This window comes from Hymenobacter rubripertinctus, from assembly GCF_003583925.1.
GTDB lineage: Bacteria > Bacteroidota > Bacteroidia > Cytophagales > Hymenobacteraceae > Hymenobacter > Hymenobacter rubripertinctus.
This window is the reverse complement of record NZ_QYCN01000004.1, coordinates 295,963-314,058: the sequence shown is the minus strand read 5'-3', so window position 1 is coordinate 314,058 and position 18,096 is coordinate 295,963. Positions and strand designations below refer to the sequence as shown.

Here is an 18,096-nt window from a genome sequence, read left to right as displayed (position 1 = left end):
GATGACTAAAAGGGAGAGATTCGGAAATGAATTCCCGAATTTAGCAGCGTTTGCGCGGCTTCACCGGGTGGGCATCTTTCACGGGCCGGTTGGCTCCGTCAGCTTGTGTTGCATCTTCACCCGTTGCAACTTGTTTTGCAACCGGTGAAGATGCAACACAAAGCCGCACTTCCTCTCGACTTCTTTCTTCCCCTGGCCCTATGTCCCGTTTCTCTGCCCCCGTTGCCCGTCCTGCCTGGTTTGGCTGGCTGGTGGGCGCGTTTTTTGGGCTGCTGGCTTTGCTGGGCGTGGCCCTGCACCGCGACTACGGCGTGGGCTGGGACGAGCAGCTGGACCGGCTCAACGGCATCATCAACGCCAAGTACGTGGCCCTGCGCCTGGCCCCGGCGCTGGCCCGCCGCCAGGCCACCTTCGCCCAGATTCCGGCCATGAGCGAGAACCAGGACGCCGACCACGGCGTGCTCTACCAACTGCCGCTGGTGGTGCTGGAGAAAGTGGTGGGCGTGGAGGACTCCCGCGACGTGTACTTCTTCCGCCACTTGGTTATTTGGCTGACCTGCGTGGCGGGTACCTACGCCCTCTACCGGCTGGCGGCCCGCTACCTGGGCAGCGGCGGGTGGGGGCTGGCCGTGGCGGCGGCCCTGGTGCTGTCGCCGCGCATGTTTGCCGAATCCTTTTACAACTACAAGGACCTGGTGTTTCTGGGCTTTTTCACGCTGGCCGTGGGCACGCTGCTACGCTGGCTGCGGCGGCCCACCTGGGCGCGGGCTGCCGGGCATGCCCTGGCCGTGGGCGCGGCCATTGATGTGCGCACGATGGGCGTGCTGCTAGTGGGCCTCACGCTGGGTTTCGCGGCCCTCGAAGGGTGGTCGCGCCCGGCCATCCGGCGGGAGCTGGCCGGGCAGCTGCTGCTGTTTTTTCCGCTGCTGGCAGGCGTGGTGGTGGCGGGCTGGCCCTACCTCTGGGAGCAGCCGGGGCCACACTTTCTGGCCGCTTTCCGCAGCTTCAGCCACTACCGGGCCGATATGCTGACGCTGTATCTGGGGCGGGAAATAGCGGTGCAGGCCCTGCCCTGGCACTACGTACCCGTTTGGCTACTCATTACCACCCCGCTGCCGTACGTGGCCCTGGGGCTGGCCGGCACGGCCGTGGTGGCGCGGGCCGGCCTACTCGGGCCGGCCGCCTGGCTGCGCACTCCGGCCGGCCGGGCCGATTTGCTGGTGCTGGCCTGGCTGTTTGGGCCGCTGCTGGCCATTGTGCTGCTGCGCTCAGTGGTGTATGACGGGTGGCGGCACCTGTATTTTGTGTATCCGGCCCTGCTGCTGCTGGCGGGCCGGGGGGCGCAGGCCCTGTGGCGGGGCTGGCAGCGCCCTGCTGCTCCGTTTCTGCGGCGCAGCGGCTACGCGGTGGCCCTGCTGCTGGTGGCCGGCCTGGGCCACACGGCCTGGCGCATGGTGGCGGATCATCCGTATCAGAACGTGTATTTCAGCTTTCTGCCCGGCCCTACGGCCGAGCGCCTGTTCGAGCGCGACTACTGGGGCCTCTCGGGGCGGGAGGGCCTGGAGTGGATTATGGCCCACGATGCCAGCCCGGCCGTAACCGTGGCCACCGAGCCGCGCACGGCCCTGATGCTGCACAATGCCCAGCTGCTGCTGCCCCCCGCCGAGCGGGCGCGCCTGCGCATGGTTCCCCCAAGTAAGGCCCGCTACTTTCTCACCACCTACCGTTGGCATCCGGCGCCGTATCCCGACTCGGTGGGCCGCGAAGTGTACGTGCGGCGCGTAAATGGCCTTAAATTGCTGTCCGTATTCGCCCGGCCGCCGCTTTCCGGCCGCCGCTGATTTCTCCTGCTATGCCGCTTCTCGAAGTAAACTCCCCCGCCCGCATCCGCCAGTTCCTGGACCTGCCCGCCCGCCTCTACCAAAATCAGCCCCAGTGGATTTCGCCCCTCGATCCGGAGATTGAAGCCGTGTTCGACCCGAACAAGAATCCGAGTTTTGCCCACGGCGAGGCCATCCGGTGGGTGCTCACCAACGCGGCGGGCACGGTTATCGGGCGGGTGGCGGCCTTCATCAACCACGAGGCTCCTCAGCCCGATCCCACGCTGGCGGTGGGCGGCATGGGCTTTTTTGAGTGCGAGGATGACCAAGCGGCGGCCAACGAGTTGCTGGAGGCCTGCCGCCAGTGGCTGGCCCAGCGCGGCCTGGCCGCCATGGACGGCCCCATCAACTTCGGGGAGCGGGACCGGTTCTGGGGCCTGCTTACGGAGGGGTTCACGGAGCCCAACTACGGCATGTTCTTCCACCAGCCCTACTACCAGCGCCTCTTCGAGCAGTACGGCTTCCAGCTCTATTTCCGCCAGTATACCTGCTACCGCGCGGTGGATACGCCTCTGCACCCGACCTTCTCCAAAGCCTTCGACAAATACGCCCGACAGTACCCGGATTTCCGCTTCCAGCACGCCAACAAGCGCAATGCCGAGCAGCTGGCCCGCGACTTCCACCACGTGTACAATCTGGCCTGGGCCAACCACAGCGGCGTGAGCCCGATGAGTCTGGACAAGGCCCGCGACCTGGTCAAGCAAATGAAGCCGGTGCTCGATGAGCGCCTGCTCTGGTTTGCCTACCACCACGACGAGCCCATTGCCTTCTTCGTGAGCCTGCCCGAGCTCAACCAGATGTTCAAGCACGTGAACCCTCGCTTCGGACTGCTCAGCAAGCTGCACTTTCTCTGGCAGAAGCGCCAATACCAGCAGCGCCGGGATAAAAAGCTGTTCGGCGTCATCTTCGGGGTGGTGCCCGCGTGGCAGGGTCAGGGCATCGAAAGCGCCCTGATGGTGCACGCCCGCGCCGAGTTCATGCGCGCCGGCTACCAGGAAATCGAAATGAACTGGATTGGCGACTTCAACCCCCGCATGCTGGCCGTTACGCGCTCCATCGGCGCCCGCATCTACAAAACCCACACCACCTACCGCTACCTCTTCGACCGCGAGCGGACGTTTGAGCGCAGCCCGATTATCCGGTGAGTTGGGAAGCTGGGCAAGAGTTTCGTCATTCAGAGCGCAGCGAAGAACCTCGCGTGCTGATGTTGTAATAGTGACTCAACATCAGCACGCGAGATTCTTCGCTGCGCTCTGAATGACGGTGGTTTACGACTTCCTAATTTCCACATCAAGAGCCAACACCTGCGGAATGAGCAGGTGTTCGTCGTCGTTGTGCACCACGTAGTCGGCGCGTGCGAGTTTTTCTTCCTCGCTGAGCTGCTTGCCGATGATGGTGAGGATGTCTGCGGCGGTGCGGTGGGGGTCGCGGCGCAGCACCCGGGCCTGGCGGATAGCCTGGGGCGCGAAAACGGTAATGACCTGGTCGAGCTGCCGGTAGGCCCCGGATTCGTAGAGCAGGGCCGCTTCCTTGAGGATGTAGGGGCAGCCCTCGGCGGCCCGGGCGGCGGCCCAGACGGCGAAATCTTCCCCCACACGCGGGTGGACCAGGGCGTTCAGGCGGGCCAGCTGGGCTGGGTCGGGGAAGGCCACGCGGGCCAGGTAGGAGCGATTGAGCTGCCCGGCGGCATCAAAGGTTTCGGGACCAAAAGCAGCCAGCAGGTCTTCCCGCAGCGCGGGGTCGTGGCTCATCACCCACTTGGCCCGCGCATCGGAGTCGTACACCGGCACGCCCAGCACCTGAAACAGCCGGCCCACAATGCTTTTGCCCGAGCCAATGCCGCCCGTAATTCCGATTTTCAGCATCTGCTTTCCGTTTTTCATTGCTGGTTTTTCGTTGTTCGTCACCGATGCGTGCCTTACCGAACCTACGCGCGGCTTACCTGCGGGGGGGGAACGAAGAACGTGTTCTATCGGCTCCGCACGCGCACGCCCCGCGTCAGCACGAGGTAGCCCCGCACCTGGGGGGGCTTTTCGGAGAGGAAGGGGCGCAGGCTGGAGTCCTGGTTGATGAACTGGCCGTAGTGGAGCTGCACGCGCACCTGATCGGGGCTGAAGCGGGCGGTGTCTTCGGGGAAGAACTGGAGGCGTACCCGCACGGTGGCCGGCGAAAGCCGGAACCGGCGGCCTTGCGGGGCGTCCAGCAGCTCCGGCACCACATCCACGGGCAGCGTCACCACGGGGCGGCGCACCAAGCGCACGCGCACGTCCTGCACGTTGGTTTGCACCAGTTCCGGCCCGCCAATGGGCACCTGAATGTCGCCGGCGGTGGAGCCGGCCGGGGCCTGGGGCAGGTGCACCGGGTAGGGGTCGGGCAGGTTTTCAACCTTGCTGGCCGGCCCCCTGAACAGCACTTCGGCCGGCTCGAAACGGGCATCGTAGGGCAGGGCCGCCCCGTCGGTGGCGGGGCTCAGGGCCAGGGGCAGGCGGCGGCTCACCAGCCGGTCGAGGCTGACCCAGAGCGTGTCGGAGAGCAGGTAGTTGAACTGCAAGCCGTCCATGGCCTGCTGCAAGGCGGGGCGCAGGGTGTTGGAGGTGAGGTAGCGGGTGGCCGAGGTGCGCAATGTCAGCTCGGCCGGTTTCACGTCCAGCAGCAGCTGCCGGCGTAGCAGCTTCCAGCCCCGGCCGGTTACGTTCACGGCCACCTCGGTGGGCAACGGCTGCACCGGCACAAACCGGCCCTCATCGTAGCGGCAGGCCAGCGGGTAGGTGATGCGCGTGGTGTAGGTCTTGTTGAGGGCGTTGAGCAGCCAGAACGTGCTGGCCACCAGAAAACACGCCGTTACGGCCCGCCAATAGCTACGCTCCTGCCCGAAAAACGGGCTCATGAACCAGCGCAGCACACGGACACTCGGACGGACAGACGACACAACGGGGCGGAATGGAGGACAAACGAACTGCCGGACGCCCGCCGGAAGTCAGACTTCTGGTGGGGCCGGCAGCTCCAAGATACAAATCCGGCCGCCGAAAACAGCCGGATTCAGGGGGCATTACGCGGCCGGGGTCGCCGTTTTAAGGCTGGTTTCGCGGGCAATGGCCGAGCGGTCGAAACGCAGGCGCACGCCTTTGTCTACCTCCACTGTCACGGTTTCGTCGCTCAGGTCCACTACTTTGCCGTGCAGGCCGCCAATGGTCACCACGCTGGCTCCCTTGCCCAGGGCAGCCCGGAATTTTTTGGCATCCGCCGAGCGCTTCTGCTGGGGCCGAATCATAAAAAAGTACACGACTACCGCCATGCCGACAATGGGCAGGTAGGAAAGCAGGCTGCCCGAACCGGCGGGAGTCTGGAGCAATAAGGTGGCGAACATACGGTGGTGAAGCAAAGGGTAAGCGAGTCGTCGGCGGGCCACTGGATGAACCTCCCGGGGCCGCCGCGCTCAAAAAAAACTGTCATCCGGAACGAAGTGGCTTCGCCCCGGATGACAGACAGAAAACCGGCCGATTACTGGAGAACGGGACCGTTCGTGCCGTCCGACAGCACGTTGGTTTTAATCACCACTTTGGTGATGCTAGGCTGGGTGTTGGCCTGAATGGCTACCTCCTTGTTCTGCATTCCCGTTTTGCCGTGGGAGTCGAACTGCACGTCAATCGTGCCCTTCTCACCCGGCTGAATAGGCTCCTTGGTCCAGTTGGGCGTAGTGCAGCCGCAGCTGGCGGTGGCATTCTCAATCAGCAGCGGCGATTTGCCGGTGTTGGTAAACTCGAAGGTGTGCTTCACCACCGCGCCCGGCTTGATGTCGCCGAAATCGTGGTCGGCCACGGCGAAGGTCATCACCGGGGCGTTGGGGTTGGGGGCGGCCGTTTCGCCCACTACGTTGGGGTTATCTACCAAGGGGGCGGCAGTAGCGTTGGCATCGGCGGCGGCGGCGTTCATGCCCTCGGCCCCTACCTCAGCCTTGTTGTTATTGCAGGCGCCCATCAGCAGCGCGCCGGAAAGCAGAACGGCGGAAAACAGCGTACGTTTCATAATAGTCTGGTGGTCAGAAAAAGAAGCATTCAGTATGCTTCGGAAAGCGAAGATAAGCAGGGATGAGTTGGTAGTTGCCGGTCGTTCGTAACAGAGCATCATTCCGAGTGCAGGCAAAGCCGCAGCCGAGGAATGACGTTCTGTTATGAACGACCGGCAACTACTCAACTTACTTGCCCATGTTATCAATAATGGCCTGGGCGAATTCGCTGGTGGAAGCCTGGCCGCCCAGGTCGCCGGTGCATTTGGGCTTGTCCTTCAGGGTCAGTTCCAGGGCCTTCTCAATTTTGTCGGCCTGAGCATGCTCGCCAATGTGGTGGAGCATCATCAGGGCCGAGCGCAGCAGGGCCGTGGGATTGGCTTTGCCCTGGCCGGCAATGTCGGGGGCCGAGCCGTGGACGGCTTCAAAAATGGCCATGTCGTCGCCGATGTTGGCGCCGGCTACCACGCCCAGGCCGCCCACGAGGCCGGCGCAGAGGTCGGAGAGAATGTCGCCGAACAGGTTGGTGGTCACAATCACGTCGAACTGCTCGGGCCGGGTAACCAGCTGCATGCACATGTTATCGATGATTTTTTCCTCGTACTGAATCTGAGGGAACTCGCGGGCCGCTTCCTGGGCCGCGTCGAGCATCACCTTGCCCGCCACCTTCAGAATATTGGCTTTGTGGGCCAGCGTTACCTTTTTGCGGTTGTGTTTGGCGGCGTACGCGAAGGCCGCGCGGCAGATCTGGCGGGCCCCGGCCACCGTGTTGCGGGCAATGGAATCGGCAATGCCGTTGTGCTCGTCGAAAATTTCGAGGCCGGCGTACAGGCCCTCGGTGTTCTCGCGGAACAGCACCAGGTCGATGCCCGAATCGGCGTAGCGGGAGGCAATGCCCTCAGTGGTTTTGGCCGGCCGCACGTTCTGATAAAGGTTGTACTTCTGGCGCAGCGTGACGTTGATGCTGCGAAACCCTTTGCCCACGGGCGTTGTGATGGGGCCTTTGAGCGCCACCCGGTTCTTTTCGAGCGACGTGAGCAAGGCCTGCGGAATCAACTCGCCCGACTGGTCGAACGTGGTCTGGCCCGCATTCTGTTCTTCCCACTGCACCGGCACCTGGGCCGCCGCGAAAATATCGGTTACTGCTTTCGTGATTTCGGGACCGATGCCGTCGCCGGGGATGAGGGTGATGAGCTGCATTGTATGGAGTTGGGGGTTAATGGGCTATCAGAAAGTGTGAGCCGGGTAAGCCGGCAGGCGGCCATCACAGGAGAGCGGCTCACTACGGGGAACAAACCAGTTCCCGTATCAGGGCGCAAAGGTACCCATCCTGATCGGGTGCTGAAAATGAAGAAGTGCCGACGTACTGATAGTTTTTTATCAGCACTCCGGCACTTCCCTCAAATCAGGCCAGCATGTTAAACCGTTTTGCGGGAGTTGATCTGGTTGATGAGCTGATCGACGTCGCCGAGCAGCTGCTCGGCCTTGCTTTTGGCGTCCTGAATCACGCGCTGGCCCTCGCTCTTGGCCGAGCTTGGCCCCTGATCGGAACGGCTGGTCACCAGGTTTTCGGTGAGGTCGGCCAGGGTTTCACGGTATTTTTCCAGCTGATAGCTCAGCCAGCTACGGGTTTCGCGGCCTTTTTCGGGCGCGTAGAGAAGTCCGACAACGGCTCCGGTGAGGGCGCCGCCGGCAAAGCAGAGAATACCGGTGGTGGTTTTGCTACCCATTTTTTCTGGAAGTGAGTACAGGGAGGTGAGATATGAAACAGGGAGTTCGAAATCTGAATACGCAAAAAACGGCCGTTAAGATATGCCCGGCGGGAGGTGAGGTGGTGAAATGGTGATATGGTGAGTTTGATATTCGGAAGGCCGATCTGCTCTGATAGGGCAACCAGGGTCTTCGAACGTCTAGCTCACCATTTCACCTACTGGTTGTCGAGCAGCCCCCGGCCCGACTTGCGAATAGCGCCGCTGGCGGTCAGATCCTGGGCCAATTTATCCAGAATCCCGTTCACGAACTGCTTGCTTTTGGGCGTGCTGTACATCTTGCTGATTTCGATGTACTCGTTGATGGTCACCTTCACCGGAATAGCCCGGAACAGGTGCATCTCGCAGAGGGCCATTTTCAGCAGAATCTTATCGGTGAGGGCTACGCGCTCCACGTCCCAGTTCTGGGTTGAGTCGGCAATGAGCTGCTCGTACTTGGCGTCCTCGGCCAGGGTTTGCTGGTAGAGGCTTTCGGCAAACTCCTTGTCCTCGGGCCAGTTGGCCGAGAGCGACATGAGTTCCAGGGTTTCGTCGGCGGCCTCATCGAGCATCTTCACGGTTTTCACCACCAGGTTCTTCACCACGGCCCGGTTTTCCTCCCAGTTCAGGTCGTCTTCCTCAATGTAGGCCGGCAGGCTGGTGCCCTTGAACACGTGGTTTTTATACAGGTTCTTGAGCATTTCCTGGTCTTCCAGGTAGTTGCCGGCGGGGGCCGCCAGGTAGCTCAGCAACTCGGGGTCCTGCTTCATTTCGGTGCGCCAGGCAGTGCGCAGGGTGTCCAGCTCGTCCTCGCCGTGCCATTTCTGGGAGCGGCGAATGGTGAGGTCCTGGAGCTGGAGGTTGCTGATGAGCTTCTCGATGGCCTGGTTTTCCAGCAGCCGCGAGGCATCCAGCAACGGCTCCTTGGCGGCCGTCAGGCGGCGGGAGTCACGCACGCGCTCTTCCTCAATCACCTGAAGCAATGCCTCCGGAATATTGAGCAGGTGGATATACTGGTTATGAATGCTTTCCGCCGCGTACACGAGCTGGCCAGCGTAGTAGGTTTTATCCTTGGCTACGGCCACCTGATAGAACTTGATGGCGTCCTTCACCGCCTCGTTCACGTCGGCATCCTCGGTGGGCTCGGGCTGCTCGCCGGTTTTGTGCCACTCCTTGAAAACGACCTCGGCCAGCTTCCGCTGCCCCTGCAGCAGCTTGCGGTCCTGGGCCTCGGGCGCGTTCAGGTCGGGCACGAAGGCCTCCGCAATGCGGTCAAGAGCCAGTAAATAATCGGACCCGACGGCCTGATGGTAGGCGTACAGGGCCTGCATGACCTTGATGCGGAGCGTGCGACGGTTGAGCATTTTGTTGGGTTGTCAGTTGTCAGTTGCTGGTTGTCAGTTGTCGGTTGGTTCTTGTAAGAACTACCCTGACAACTGACAACCAGCAACTGACAACTCAATTAATAAGTTGATTTGACCTTGCCGATGGCGGCGATGCGCTCCTCGGCCTGGCGGGTAGCGGCGGCCTGGGGGTGGCTGCCTTCCTGCTCGGCCTTGTTGAGCACCTGGGTGGTGATGTCGTAGATTTTCTCGGTCTGGGTGAGGGCCGCCTCGCGGTTGCCGCCCACTACCTCGGAGTACACGTTGATGAGGCCGCCGGCGTTAATGAGGAAGTCGGGGGCGTACACGATGCCGCGGCGCACGAGCTCCGGTCCGTGGATGTTCTCATCGGCCAGCTGGTTGTTGGCGCAGCCAGCCACTACCTGGCACCGGAGGCGGGCGATGGTATCGTCGTTGAGCGTGGCCCCGAGCGCGCAGGGCGAATAGATGTCCACGTCCTGGTCGTAGATGTCGTTAAGGCCCACCATGGTAGCCCCGAAGCGGTTGGCCGCGTCCAGGGCGCGGTCTTCGTAGTAGTCGCTCACGATGAGCTGCGCGCCTTCCTTTTGCAGATACTCCAGCAGGTAAGTGCCCACGTGGCCCATGCCCTGCACGGCAATGCGCTTGCCGGCCAGCGAGTCGGAGCCGAAGGCGCGCTTGGCGGCGGCCTTCATGCCCACATAGGTGCCGTAGGCCGTTACCGGCGAAGGGTCGCCGCTGCCGCCCATGCTCTCGGGCAGGCCCGACACGTGCTTGGTTTCCATGCGGATGAACTCCATGTCGCGGGTCGTCATGTTCACGTCCTCGGCCGTGATGTACTTGCCGTTCAGGTTCTGCACGAAGCGGCCGAACTTGCGCAGTAGCGCCTCGGTCTTCATCGTGGCGTCGCCGATGATGACGGCCTTGCCCCCGCCCAGGTTGAGGCCCGAAATAGCGGCCTTGTAGGTCATGCCCCGGCTCAGGCGCAGCACGTCGTTGAGGGCTTCGGCATCGGAGGCGTAGTGCCACATGCGGGTACCGCCCAGGGCCGGGCCGAGAACGGTGTTGTGGATGCCGATGATGGCGCGCAGGCCCGTTTCGTGGTCGTGGCAGAAGACTACCTGCTCGTGCTGGTGCTCGGCAATCTGTCCGAAAACGGAGGGGTCGGTTACTACGTTCGTTTCAACCATGAGAGTGGGGGGTGGGAATTGGGTGGGTGGGGAGGGTAGGGAAGTGTACCTTTGCGGCACCTTCCGGTCCGGAACCAACGCTCCGGATTTCGTTCAACGACTGATTACGGCCCGTGGCTGTTTTCCCCTCGCTCAATGAAACCCGCAACCCGGTCCGCCCGGAGAGGCACCCGCAATGCGGGTGCAAAAGTACGTCGTTTTACGGGAGTTTAGAAGTTTGGAAGCTAGAAAGTTAGAAAGTGATTCCCGGTCGTTTTGGGCCAGGGCATGCCCTGGCCGAAACCCTTCCGCCCGCTTTTAACTTTCTAACTTCCAAACTCCTAAACTCCCCAACTCTCTTTCCGTGCGCGCTCTTTCCGCTACCAACAAATACCTGCTGCGCTACAAATGGCACTTCCTGGGCGGAATGCTGTTCGTGGCCCTGAGCACGCTGCTGGCCATTTTTCCGGCCCAGATCGTGCGCTACGCCTTCGACCTGGTGGGCGAGGGCATCGACCTCTACCACCTTTACGCCGGCACCCCGGCCCAGGCGCAGGTCTACGAGCTGTTCGGGCGCAATGTGCTGCTGTATGGCGTGCTGATTCTGGTAATGGCCCTGCTGCGGGGCATCTTCCTGTTCTTCATGCGCCAGACGCTCATCGTGATGAGCCGGCACGTGGAAAACGACCAGAAAAATGAAATCTACCAGCACTACCAGTCCTTGCCGCTGAGCTTCTACCGCCGCCACAGCACCGGCGACCTGATGTCGCGCATTTCCGAGGACGTAGGCCGGGTGCGCATGTACATCGGGCCGGCGCTCATGTATTTTATGCAGCTCGTGATTCTGTTCCTGCTCATCATCCCGCTCATGCTGCTGGTAAACGTGAAGCTCACGCTTTACACGCTGCTGCCGCTGCCGGTGCTGAGCATCAGTATTTTCTACGTCAACAACCTGATTGAGCGCAAATCCGACGAGATTCAACGTTCCCTGGCCCGCATGACCACCTTCGTGCAGGAGGCGTTTTCGGGCATCCGGGTGATTAAGTCGTTCGTGCGGGAGGAGGATTCGCACCGCCAGTTCACGGAGGCCTCCAACGAGTACAAGGAAAAGTCGCTGAGCCTGAACTTCGTAAACTCCCTGTTTTTTCCGCTGATTCTGTTCCTGATCGGCCTGAGCACCATTATTACCGTCTGGATTGGGGGCCAGGAAGTAATTCGGGGCACTATCACCACGGGCAGCATTGCCGAGTTCCTGATTTACGTGAACCTGCTCACCTGGCCCGTGACGGCCCTGGGCTGGACCAGCTCGTTGGTGCAGCGCGCCGAGGCCTCCCAGGCCCGCATCAACGAGTTTCTCGACCAACACACCGACATCGTCTCGCGCCAGGACCTGACGCTCGACATTCAGGGCGACATCGTCTTCGACCACGTCTCGTTCACCTACCCCGATACCGGCATCCAGGCCCTGCGCGACGTCTCGTTCCGCGTCCGCCAGGGTCAGACGCTGGCCGTTATCGGCAATACCGGCTCGGGCAAAAGCACCGTGGCCGCCCTGCTCTCCCGCCTCTACGACGTGACCGAAGGCAGCATCCGGGTGGACGAGGTGGACGTGCGCGACCTGGCCATTACCTCCCTGCGCAGCCAGATCGGCTACGTGCCCCAGGACGTGTTCCTGTTCTCTGATTCCATCCGCAACAACATCAACTTCGGCCTCGATACCCCCGACGAAGCCCGCATGCTCCAGGCCGCCCGCGACGCCAACGTGTACGAGAACATTCTGGCCTTCCCCCAGGGCTTCGATACGAAGCTGGGCGAGCGGGGTATCACGCTTTCGGGCGGCCAGAAGCAGCGCGTGAGCATCGCCCGCGCCCTGGTGAAGGAGCCCAAAATCCTGATCTTGGACGACGCCCTCTCGGCGGTGGATACGAGCACTGAAAACGCCATTCTGGGCGCCTTGCAGCGCATCATGCACAACCGCACCAGCCTCATCATCAGCCACCGCGTGAGCTCCGTGAAGCTGGCCGACGAAATCCTGGTTCTCGACGACGGCCAGATTGTGCAGCACGGCCCCCACGACGCCCTCATGCAGGACGAGCAGGGCCTCTACCGCGCCCTCTACGAGCGGCAGTTGCAGAGCGAGGAGGCATGAGAAGTGAGAATGACGTTCGATTTCTCACTTCTCACTTCCCCGCATCAACTCCGCGGCCTGCCAGCCGCTGCCGGCGCCCAGGGCCACGCCCATGCCGTTGCAGCGCACGGCCACGAATAAGTTCGGCTGCACTTCCCGGATAATGGGTTCCAGCGCCGCCCCGAAGGCCATTACGCCGCTCCAGCGGTAGTCGATGCGGGGGCGGCGGCCGGGCATGATTACCTCGTGCAGCAGGTGTTCCAGCTGCTGCTGCACCTGCGGGGTCAGGCCGGGCTCGGTGGTTTCTTCGGCGGCGAAATCGAGGTTGCGGCCGCCGCCCAGCAGCACCCGCTCGCCTACCTGCCGGAAGTAGTAGTAGCCCTTATCGTAGTGAAACGTGCCGGGCAGGCGCAGGCCCGGGATGGGCGCCGTCACGAGGACCTGGCCCCGGCCGGGCACCACGTCGAGTTCCGGCACCAGCTCCCGGCTGAAGGCGTTGGTGGCCAGCAGTACCTGCCCGGCTTCGAGCACCGTGCCCGCCAGCTGCACGCGCACCATGCCGGCCGTAGGCTCCAGCCGCTGCACCGGGCAACCGTGGAGCACCGTGACGCCCGCCACCCAGGCCCGCCGCAGCAGCACCTGCATCATCTGGCCGGTATCGAGGCTGCCCTCGGCCGTGTTTTCCAGCATCGTGCGCACGCCCGCCAGCCCCAGGGCCGGAATCCGGTCGGTGGCTTCCCGGAAAATGTCGGGGCGGCCGATGATGGGGGCCAGCAGGTTGTTGTAGTAATCCATCCGGGCCCGGCAGGTGGCGGCCAGGGCCTCATCCTCGGGTCGAAACAGTTCGTAGCCCCCTTCGGGCCGGTAACCGATGGCCTCGTCGCCGAGCAGGGCGCGCAGGCGGGCCAGGCCCGCCCAGCGGCTCCGCACCACGCCCAGCAGCGCGGCCGTACCGCCCTGCTCCTCCTGGGCCAGCAGTTCCGAAATGCTGCCGAAGCAGGCAAAACCGGCATTTTTGGTGCTGGCTCCGTTGGGCAGTACGTCGCGCTCCAGCACCAGCACCCGGGCCGTGGGGCGCAGCTGCCGGGTGTAGATGGCTGCCGTGAGGCCCACCAGCCCGCCGCCCACAACGACCACATCGGCCCCGTCCAGAAATGAGTGGTGTTCCCAGTAAGAAAGGTTGTGCATAAAACGGGGGCCAGTCAAAGGACGAAAAGGCGGAAGAACCAAAATAAGCGGCAAACCCCGGACTACCAGCCGCCTGCTCCTCACCCTTCCCGCCCTTATTCGCCTCCCTGGCTGCTACAAACAAAAAAAGCCCCGAAACTGTTGTTTCGGGGCTTTCGGTAAGAGTTGAATCGGTCGTTACTGGCCCAGCAACAGGCGTTTCACGCCGCGGCGCTCCCCGGACGTACACTTCACGAGGTAGGTTCCGGCCGGCAGGTTGCTCACGTCGAGCACCGCTGCCGCGTCGCCCGAAATCAGGTCGCGGGTCAGGACGGGGCGACCATCAGTGCCGTTGACTTCCACCCGGGTAGGACCGGACGCGTCGGTGCGCACAATGAGGCGCTTGGTGACGGGGTTGGTTTCTATCCGCACCTTCAACGCATCGGTGTTGGGCGTGGGGTCCGCCATCTTGTCCGTAATCAGGGCTACGGGAGACGATTTTGCCTCGGTTTGCGCCTGGGCCGTTGCGCCGAAGAAAAGGGTCAGGAAGAGGCAAGTCAGGAAAGTAAACGTTTTCATACGCGTTCTTATATCAGGAAAGAGGGAACGATACGGGATAGGAAAGGTACGAAAAACCCACCCCACCCCGGATGTAGTCAGGCAAAAAAACAGTGCGAACTGGCTGGCAAGAAACGCGCCAATCCAACTCTTATTGTCCGAAGCATCTTTTTTGTTGTCGGGCCAACTTCCACATCAACAACGGCCTAGCCCGAAGCCGGGGTAAAAAGGCGCGGCCCCGCGCAGAAAAAACCGGCCGATACTTGCACATTACGCCCGGGTCACCGTACATTTGCCCTATAATTCATCGGGGTGTAGCGTAGCCTGGTATCGCGCCAGCATGGGGTGCTGGAGGTCGTAGGTTCGAATCCTGCCACTCCGACCGAAGAATTTTTTAGATGAAGCCTCCGGGAACCCCACCCGGAGGCTTTTTTTCGGGGTGTAGCGTAGCCCGGTATCGCGCCTGCTTTGGGAGCAGGAGGCCGCAGGTTCGAATCCTGCCACCCCGACCCTGGTACTCTCTCTAAGGAGCAGCCCGCTGAACTTCGGTTCGGCGGGCTGTTTTGCGTGCAGGAGCCTGCGGCATTCCTTGCGGGCACTGCCTCCGCCCGGCCCGGCCTACTGACTTCAGCAGCTACACCGAATCATGATAATGCCCGAACGCTATACTATAGCGGGGAAGTAGCCGTTGACTGGGAGTTCAGCAATTACACATTGCTATTTATTCACCTTTCCCGTTTCCTTTTTATGAAAAATCACCTTGCAGGAGCCCTGCTGCTGAGTCTTATTGGCGGAGCGGCCCAGGCCCAGCTATCAGCCGGGACCAAACTGTTGACCGGCTCTGTTGGCTACAATCAGATCAAGCAGGAAATTGACTCCCCTTTTCTGCCGGGGAATCAGAAGCTTGAAGCGAAGACGGCGCTATTCAATTTCAACCCCAGTGCGGGCTATTTCATTGCCGATAACCTGGCATTGGGAATTTCGGCGGGTGTAGGCCTGACCAAATCCAACGGGTACAACTACTATAACGGTCAGTACGGCCCGGTTCTCGTGTTCTCGGAGAGCAAAGAACGCGCGCTATCAGCCGGGGCATTTGGCCGCTATTACAAGTTTGTCGGCGACAAAGTAGCCTTGTACGGGCAAGTGCAGGGGGGCTACCAGAATATTTACCGCCCTGGCGTGAGGTATAATTCCTTGCCGGGCGGAATCGGGCGCCGTAACGAAGGATTGTACGCGGGGTTGCTGCCGGGCATCGTGTTCTTCCCCACCAACAACATCGGGCTGGAACTGACACTGCGCGGAGCCGCGTATAATCGACTTACCAATAAGCCCCAGAATGGTTCCGGGGAGGTGAAAAGCACGGACACCTACTTTGATTTCGGCTTCGGCCTCAACGACCTGAACCTGGGTATCTCGCTTTACCTGGGGCGTAACTAGCCCCATACCAACTGCAACTCCCTACAAAGTGGCCCTTTCGAAAACTTCGGAAGGGCCACTTGGGGGAAATAGCAGTCGGGGGAAAGCGGAGCGCTCCTAAAAAGCTTACTTCACTACCGCGAATACCTCCGGCTCGCCTTGGTCGGGGAAGTGCTCCAGGTAGACGTGGGAAAGCACTAGCTTCTGCGCTTCGGCGGCGGTTTTGATGCCGGCGTAGAGCTTATCGGGGGCCACGAGGTAGCTGGCGCTGATGCGGGCATGCAGCACCGGCTGGCCGGCGGCGAAGGTGCGGTACGTGTAGCCGGCGGGCAGCTGCTGCGAGGTGGTATCGGCCACGAGCACGCCCACGAACACGCGGGCCGAGTCGCGGGTGCTTTCGGGGTTGTTGTAGAAGATGTTACCGAAGTCGCCGCGCAGCTTGCCGGCTTTGCGCAGGGTGTAGGCCTCGCGGGTCAGGTCGCCGAAGGCTTCGTCGTTGGCCGGGCCGGCGTAGTAGCGGCCGGCCACGAAGTAGGGCCGGGCGGTGGTTTCCGCCGTGACGGTGGCCGCCTTGAAGCCGCCCATCTGCCAGTAGGCCACGGCAAAACCAACAATCAGCAGCAAGGCCAGGAGTAAGAGAATTCGGTTCATGGAGTTTTTTTCAGCGGTTAGCTGACAGCTTATAGCTATTAGCTTATGTTCAACAAACAGAATTACAAGTGATTTCGAAGAACGAAAGCTAACCGCTATAAGCTGTCAGCTAACCGCTCAAAATCAAGCGTACTGCATCTGGTAGAGGTTGGCGTAGAAGCCCTGGTGGCGCAGCAATTCCTCGTGGGTGCCCGACTCCATGATTTCGCCCTTGTCGAGGACGATAATCTGGTCGGCTTTCTGGATGGTGCTCAGGCGGTGGGCAATTACGAGGCTGGTGCGGCCCTGCATGAGCTTCTCGATGGCCTGCTGAATCAGCTCCTCCGTCTCGGAATCGACCGAGGAGGTGGCCTCATCCAGAATGATGATGCGCGGCTGGTAGACCATGGCCCGCACGAAGCTGATGAGCTGGCGCTGGCCCACCGAGAGCGTGGCCCCGCGCTCCATCACGGCGTAATCCAGTGCGCCGGGCAGGCGCTCGATGAAGCGGCGGGCCCCCACCAAATCGGCGGCTTCCCAGATCTGGGTGTCGGTGATGTCGGTTTTGCCCAGCGTGATGTTGTCGCGGATGGTGCCGGCAAACAGGAACACGTCCTGGAGCACCACCCCGATGTGGCGGCGCAGGTCTTTCAGGTCGTAGTCGCGCAAATCGTGGCCATCGATGCGGATGGTGCCTTTATTGATTTCGTAGAAGCGGCTGAGCAGGTTGATGATGCTGGTTTTGCCCGCCCCGGTGGCCCCCACAAAGGCGTAGGTCTGGCCCGCCTGCACGTCGAAGTTCACGTCGCGCAGCACCCAGTCCTCGTCGTTGTAGGCAAACCAGACGTGCTCGAACTGCACCTCGCCGCGCAGCTGCTCCGGGATGTAGGTGCCGTTGTCGGCAATGAGCTCCTTGCTGTCGAGGAGCTTGAGCAGGCGCTCGGTGCTTACCAAACCCAGTTGCAGGGTGTTGAAGCGGTCGGCAATCTGGCGGATGGGCCGGAAGAACAGGGCGTTGTACATGATGAAGGCGATGAGCGCGCCCTTGGAAATGGTGCCCTCGATCTGGCCCTGGGCGGCGTACCACACCAGCAGGCCCACGCCGGCGGCGGCCAGCACTTCGGCCACCGGAAAGTAGATGCTGTAGTAGAGCACCGAGCGGATGTTGGCCCGGGTGTGCTCCTGGTTGATCTGCTCAAACTTGCGGAACTCGCGCTCCTCGTTGTTGAAAATCTGGACCACGTTCATGCCCGTCAGGTGTTCCTGCACGAAGGAGTTGAGGTTGGAAACGGCCGTGCGTACCTGCTGAAACGACTTCTTGACCTTCTCCTTGAACACGTAGGTGCTCACCAGCAAGGGCGGAATCACCGAGAGGCTCACCAGCGTCAGGCGCCAGTCGATGTAGAACATGAAGCTCACGATGAACACCAGTTGCAGAATGTCGCCAATCATGGCCGCCAGCCCCTCGCTGAACACGTCGGACAGCGTTTCCACGTCGGAGATGTTGCGGGTCACGAGCTGGCCGATGGGCGTGCGGTCGAAGAACTTGAGGCGCAGGTCGAGGATGTGCTGGTAGAGGTCGACGCGGATGTCGCGCACGATGTACTGGCCCAGCCAGCCCCCGAAGTAGGTTTGCAGGTAGCTCACCAGCGCGTGGCCCACCAGCAGCCCCAGCAGCAGGCCAAACATGCGGTTGAGCCCCGCCCAGTCACCCTCCTCAATGGTGATGTCCACCATCCGCTGGATCAGGAAAGGCCGCAAGGTGCCCAACGCGGCCGTGGCGATGGTGAGGAAAATCAGGAAGTAAAAGACGCGCTGGTAGGGCCGCACGTATTTCACGAGCCGGCGCAGTACCTGCCAGTCGAAGACGTTGCCGGTTTTGGTGACGGGGGAAGCTTGCTCCATTTGGGGTTGCTAAAGGGACTGCAAAGGTAACCAGCCGGCCGCCGGATTGATTCGGAAGAACGATGTAGGGGTGGGGCTTGTCCCCACCCGCCGTTGAACGGCATTGTCAGGACGGATTAAACGATACA

The 18,096-nt window shown here is 61.8% G+C and carries 16 protein-coding genes and 2 tRNA genes; 6 read left to right on the top strand and 12 right to left on the bottom strand.

Going from position 1 to position 18,096, the window contains the following annotated elements; all coding sequences use genetic code 11:
* The first annotated feature begins 200 nt into the window (after positions 1-200).
* Positions 201-1,841 (top strand): ArnT family glycosyltransferase, encoded by a 1,641-nt coding sequence (locus tag D0T11_RS04760; protein WP_119654637.1) that lies wholly within the window; start codon positions 201-203, stop codon positions 1,839-1,841.
* A gap of 11 nt (positions 1,842-1,852) precedes the next feature.
* Positions 1,853-3,025, top strand: coding sequence for a GNAT family N-acetyltransferase (locus tag D0T11_RS04755; protein ID WP_119654636.1), 1,173 nt, complete (start codon positions 1,853-1,855; stop codon positions 3,023-3,025).
* A 123-nt stretch (positions 3,026-3,148) separates the two neighbouring features.
* Here D0T11_RS04755 and coaE read toward each other — a convergent pair whose 3' ends face one another.
* The 8 genes from coaE to D0T11_RS04715 form a co-directional block, all read right to left on the bottom strand.
* The gene (coaE, locus tag D0T11_RS04750) at positions 3,149-3,745 is read right to left on the bottom strand and encodes a dephospho-CoA kinase (protein ID WP_182888238.1); all 597 of its coding nucleotides are present in this window, start codon (positions 3,743-3,745) and stop codon (positions 3,149-3,151) included.
* A gap of 104 nt (positions 3,746-3,849) precedes the next feature.
* On the bottom strand, positions 3,850-4,767 hold the full coding sequence (locus D0T11_RS04745; protein ID WP_147374521.1) for a YbbR-like domain-containing protein: 918 nt from the start codon (positions 4,765-4,767) through the stop codon (positions 3,850-3,852).
* Positions 4,768-4,929: 162 nt separating this feature from the next.
* Positions 4,930-5,247, bottom strand: coding sequence for a preprotein translocase subunit YajC (yajC, locus tag D0T11_RS04740; protein ID WP_119654633.1), 318 nt, complete (start codon positions 5,245-5,247; stop codon positions 4,930-4,932).
* A 134-nt stretch (positions 5,248-5,381) separates the two neighbouring features.
* Positions 5,382-5,906: a DUF1573 domain-containing protein gene (locus D0T11_RS04735; protein ID WP_182888237.1), complete on the bottom strand. Its 525-nt coding sequence runs from the start codon at positions 5,904-5,906 to the stop codon at positions 5,382-5,384.
* A gap of 169 nt (positions 5,907-6,075) precedes the next feature.
* The gene (locus D0T11_RS04730) at positions 6,076-7,086 is read right to left on the bottom strand and encodes an isocitrate/isopropylmalate dehydrogenase family protein (protein WP_119654631.1); all 1,011 of its coding nucleotides are present in this window, start codon (positions 7,084-7,086) and stop codon (positions 6,076-6,078) included.
* Positions 7,087-7,304: 218 nt separating this feature from the next.
* A complete protein-coding gene (locus tag D0T11_RS04725; protein WP_119654630.1) occupies positions 7,305-7,616 on the bottom strand; it encodes a YtxH domain-containing protein in 312 nt (103 codons plus the stop codon).
* 197 nt (positions 7,617-7,813) lie between these two features.
* A complete protein-coding gene (gene nusB / locus D0T11_RS04720) occupies positions 7,814-8,998 on the bottom strand; it encodes a transcription antitermination factor NusB (RefSeq protein WP_119654629.1) in 1,185 nt (394 codons plus the stop codon).
* A gap of 98 nt (positions 8,999-9,096) precedes the next feature.
* On the bottom strand, positions 9,097-10,185 hold the full coding sequence (locus D0T11_RS04715; RefSeq protein ID WP_119654628.1) for a Glu/Leu/Phe/Val dehydrogenase dimerization domain-containing protein: 1,089 nt from the start codon (positions 10,183-10,185) through the stop codon (positions 9,097-9,099).
* A gap of 343 nt (positions 10,186-10,528) precedes the next feature.
* Between D0T11_RS04715 and D0T11_RS04710 the strand changes: the two genes are divergently transcribed.
* Entirely contained in the window at positions 10,529-12,313 is a 1,785-nt protein-coding gene (locus D0T11_RS04710; protein ID WP_119654627.1) for an ABC transporter ATP-binding protein, read from the top strand.
* Positions 12,314-12,337: 24 nt separating this feature from the next.
* Here the strand turns inward: D0T11_RS04710 and D0T11_RS04705 are convergent, their stop codons facing one another.
* Entirely contained in the window at positions 12,338-13,480 is a 1,143-nt protein-coding gene (locus D0T11_RS04705; RefSeq protein WP_119654626.1) for an NAD(P)/FAD-dependent oxidoreductase, read from the bottom strand.
* A 177-nt stretch (positions 13,481-13,657) separates the two neighbouring features.
* Positions 13,658-14,038 (bottom strand): T9SS type A sorting domain-containing protein, encoded by a 381-nt coding sequence (locus tag D0T11_RS04700; RefSeq protein ID WP_119654625.1) that lies wholly within the window; start codon positions 14,036-14,038, stop codon positions 13,658-13,660.
* Between the two features lie 287 nt (positions 14,039-14,325).
* Here D0T11_RS04700 and D0T11_RS04695 point away from each other — a divergent pair.
* The 3 genes from D0T11_RS04695 (at position 14,326) to D0T11_RS04685 (ending at position 15,454) form a co-directional block, all read left to right on the top strand.
* Positions 14,326-14,399: transfer RNA gene (locus D0T11_RS04695), tRNA-Pro, on the top strand.
* A gap of 53 nt (positions 14,400-14,452) precedes the next feature.
* Positions 14,453-14,526: transfer RNA gene (locus D0T11_RS04690), tRNA-Pro, on the top strand.
* 205 nt (positions 14,527-14,731) lie between these two features.
* Positions 14,732-15,454: an outer membrane beta-barrel protein gene (locus D0T11_RS04685; protein ID WP_147374520.1), complete on the top strand. Its 723-nt coding sequence runs from the start codon at positions 14,732-14,734 to the stop codon at positions 15,452-15,454.
* 105 nt (positions 15,455-15,559) lie between these two features.
* Here D0T11_RS04685 and D0T11_RS04680 read toward each other — a convergent pair whose 3' ends face one another.
* Complete coding sequence (locus tag D0T11_RS04680) at positions 15,560-16,084, bottom strand: hypothetical protein (RefSeq protein WP_119654623.1); 525 nt, start codon at positions 16,082-16,084, stop codon at positions 15,560-15,562.
* Positions 16,085-16,207: 123 nt separating this feature from the next.
* A complete protein-coding gene (locus D0T11_RS04675; RefSeq protein ID WP_119654622.1) occupies positions 16,208-17,968 on the bottom strand; it encodes an ABC transporter ATP-binding protein in 1,761 nt (586 codons plus the stop codon).
* Positions 17,969-18,096 lie beyond the last annotated feature (128 nt).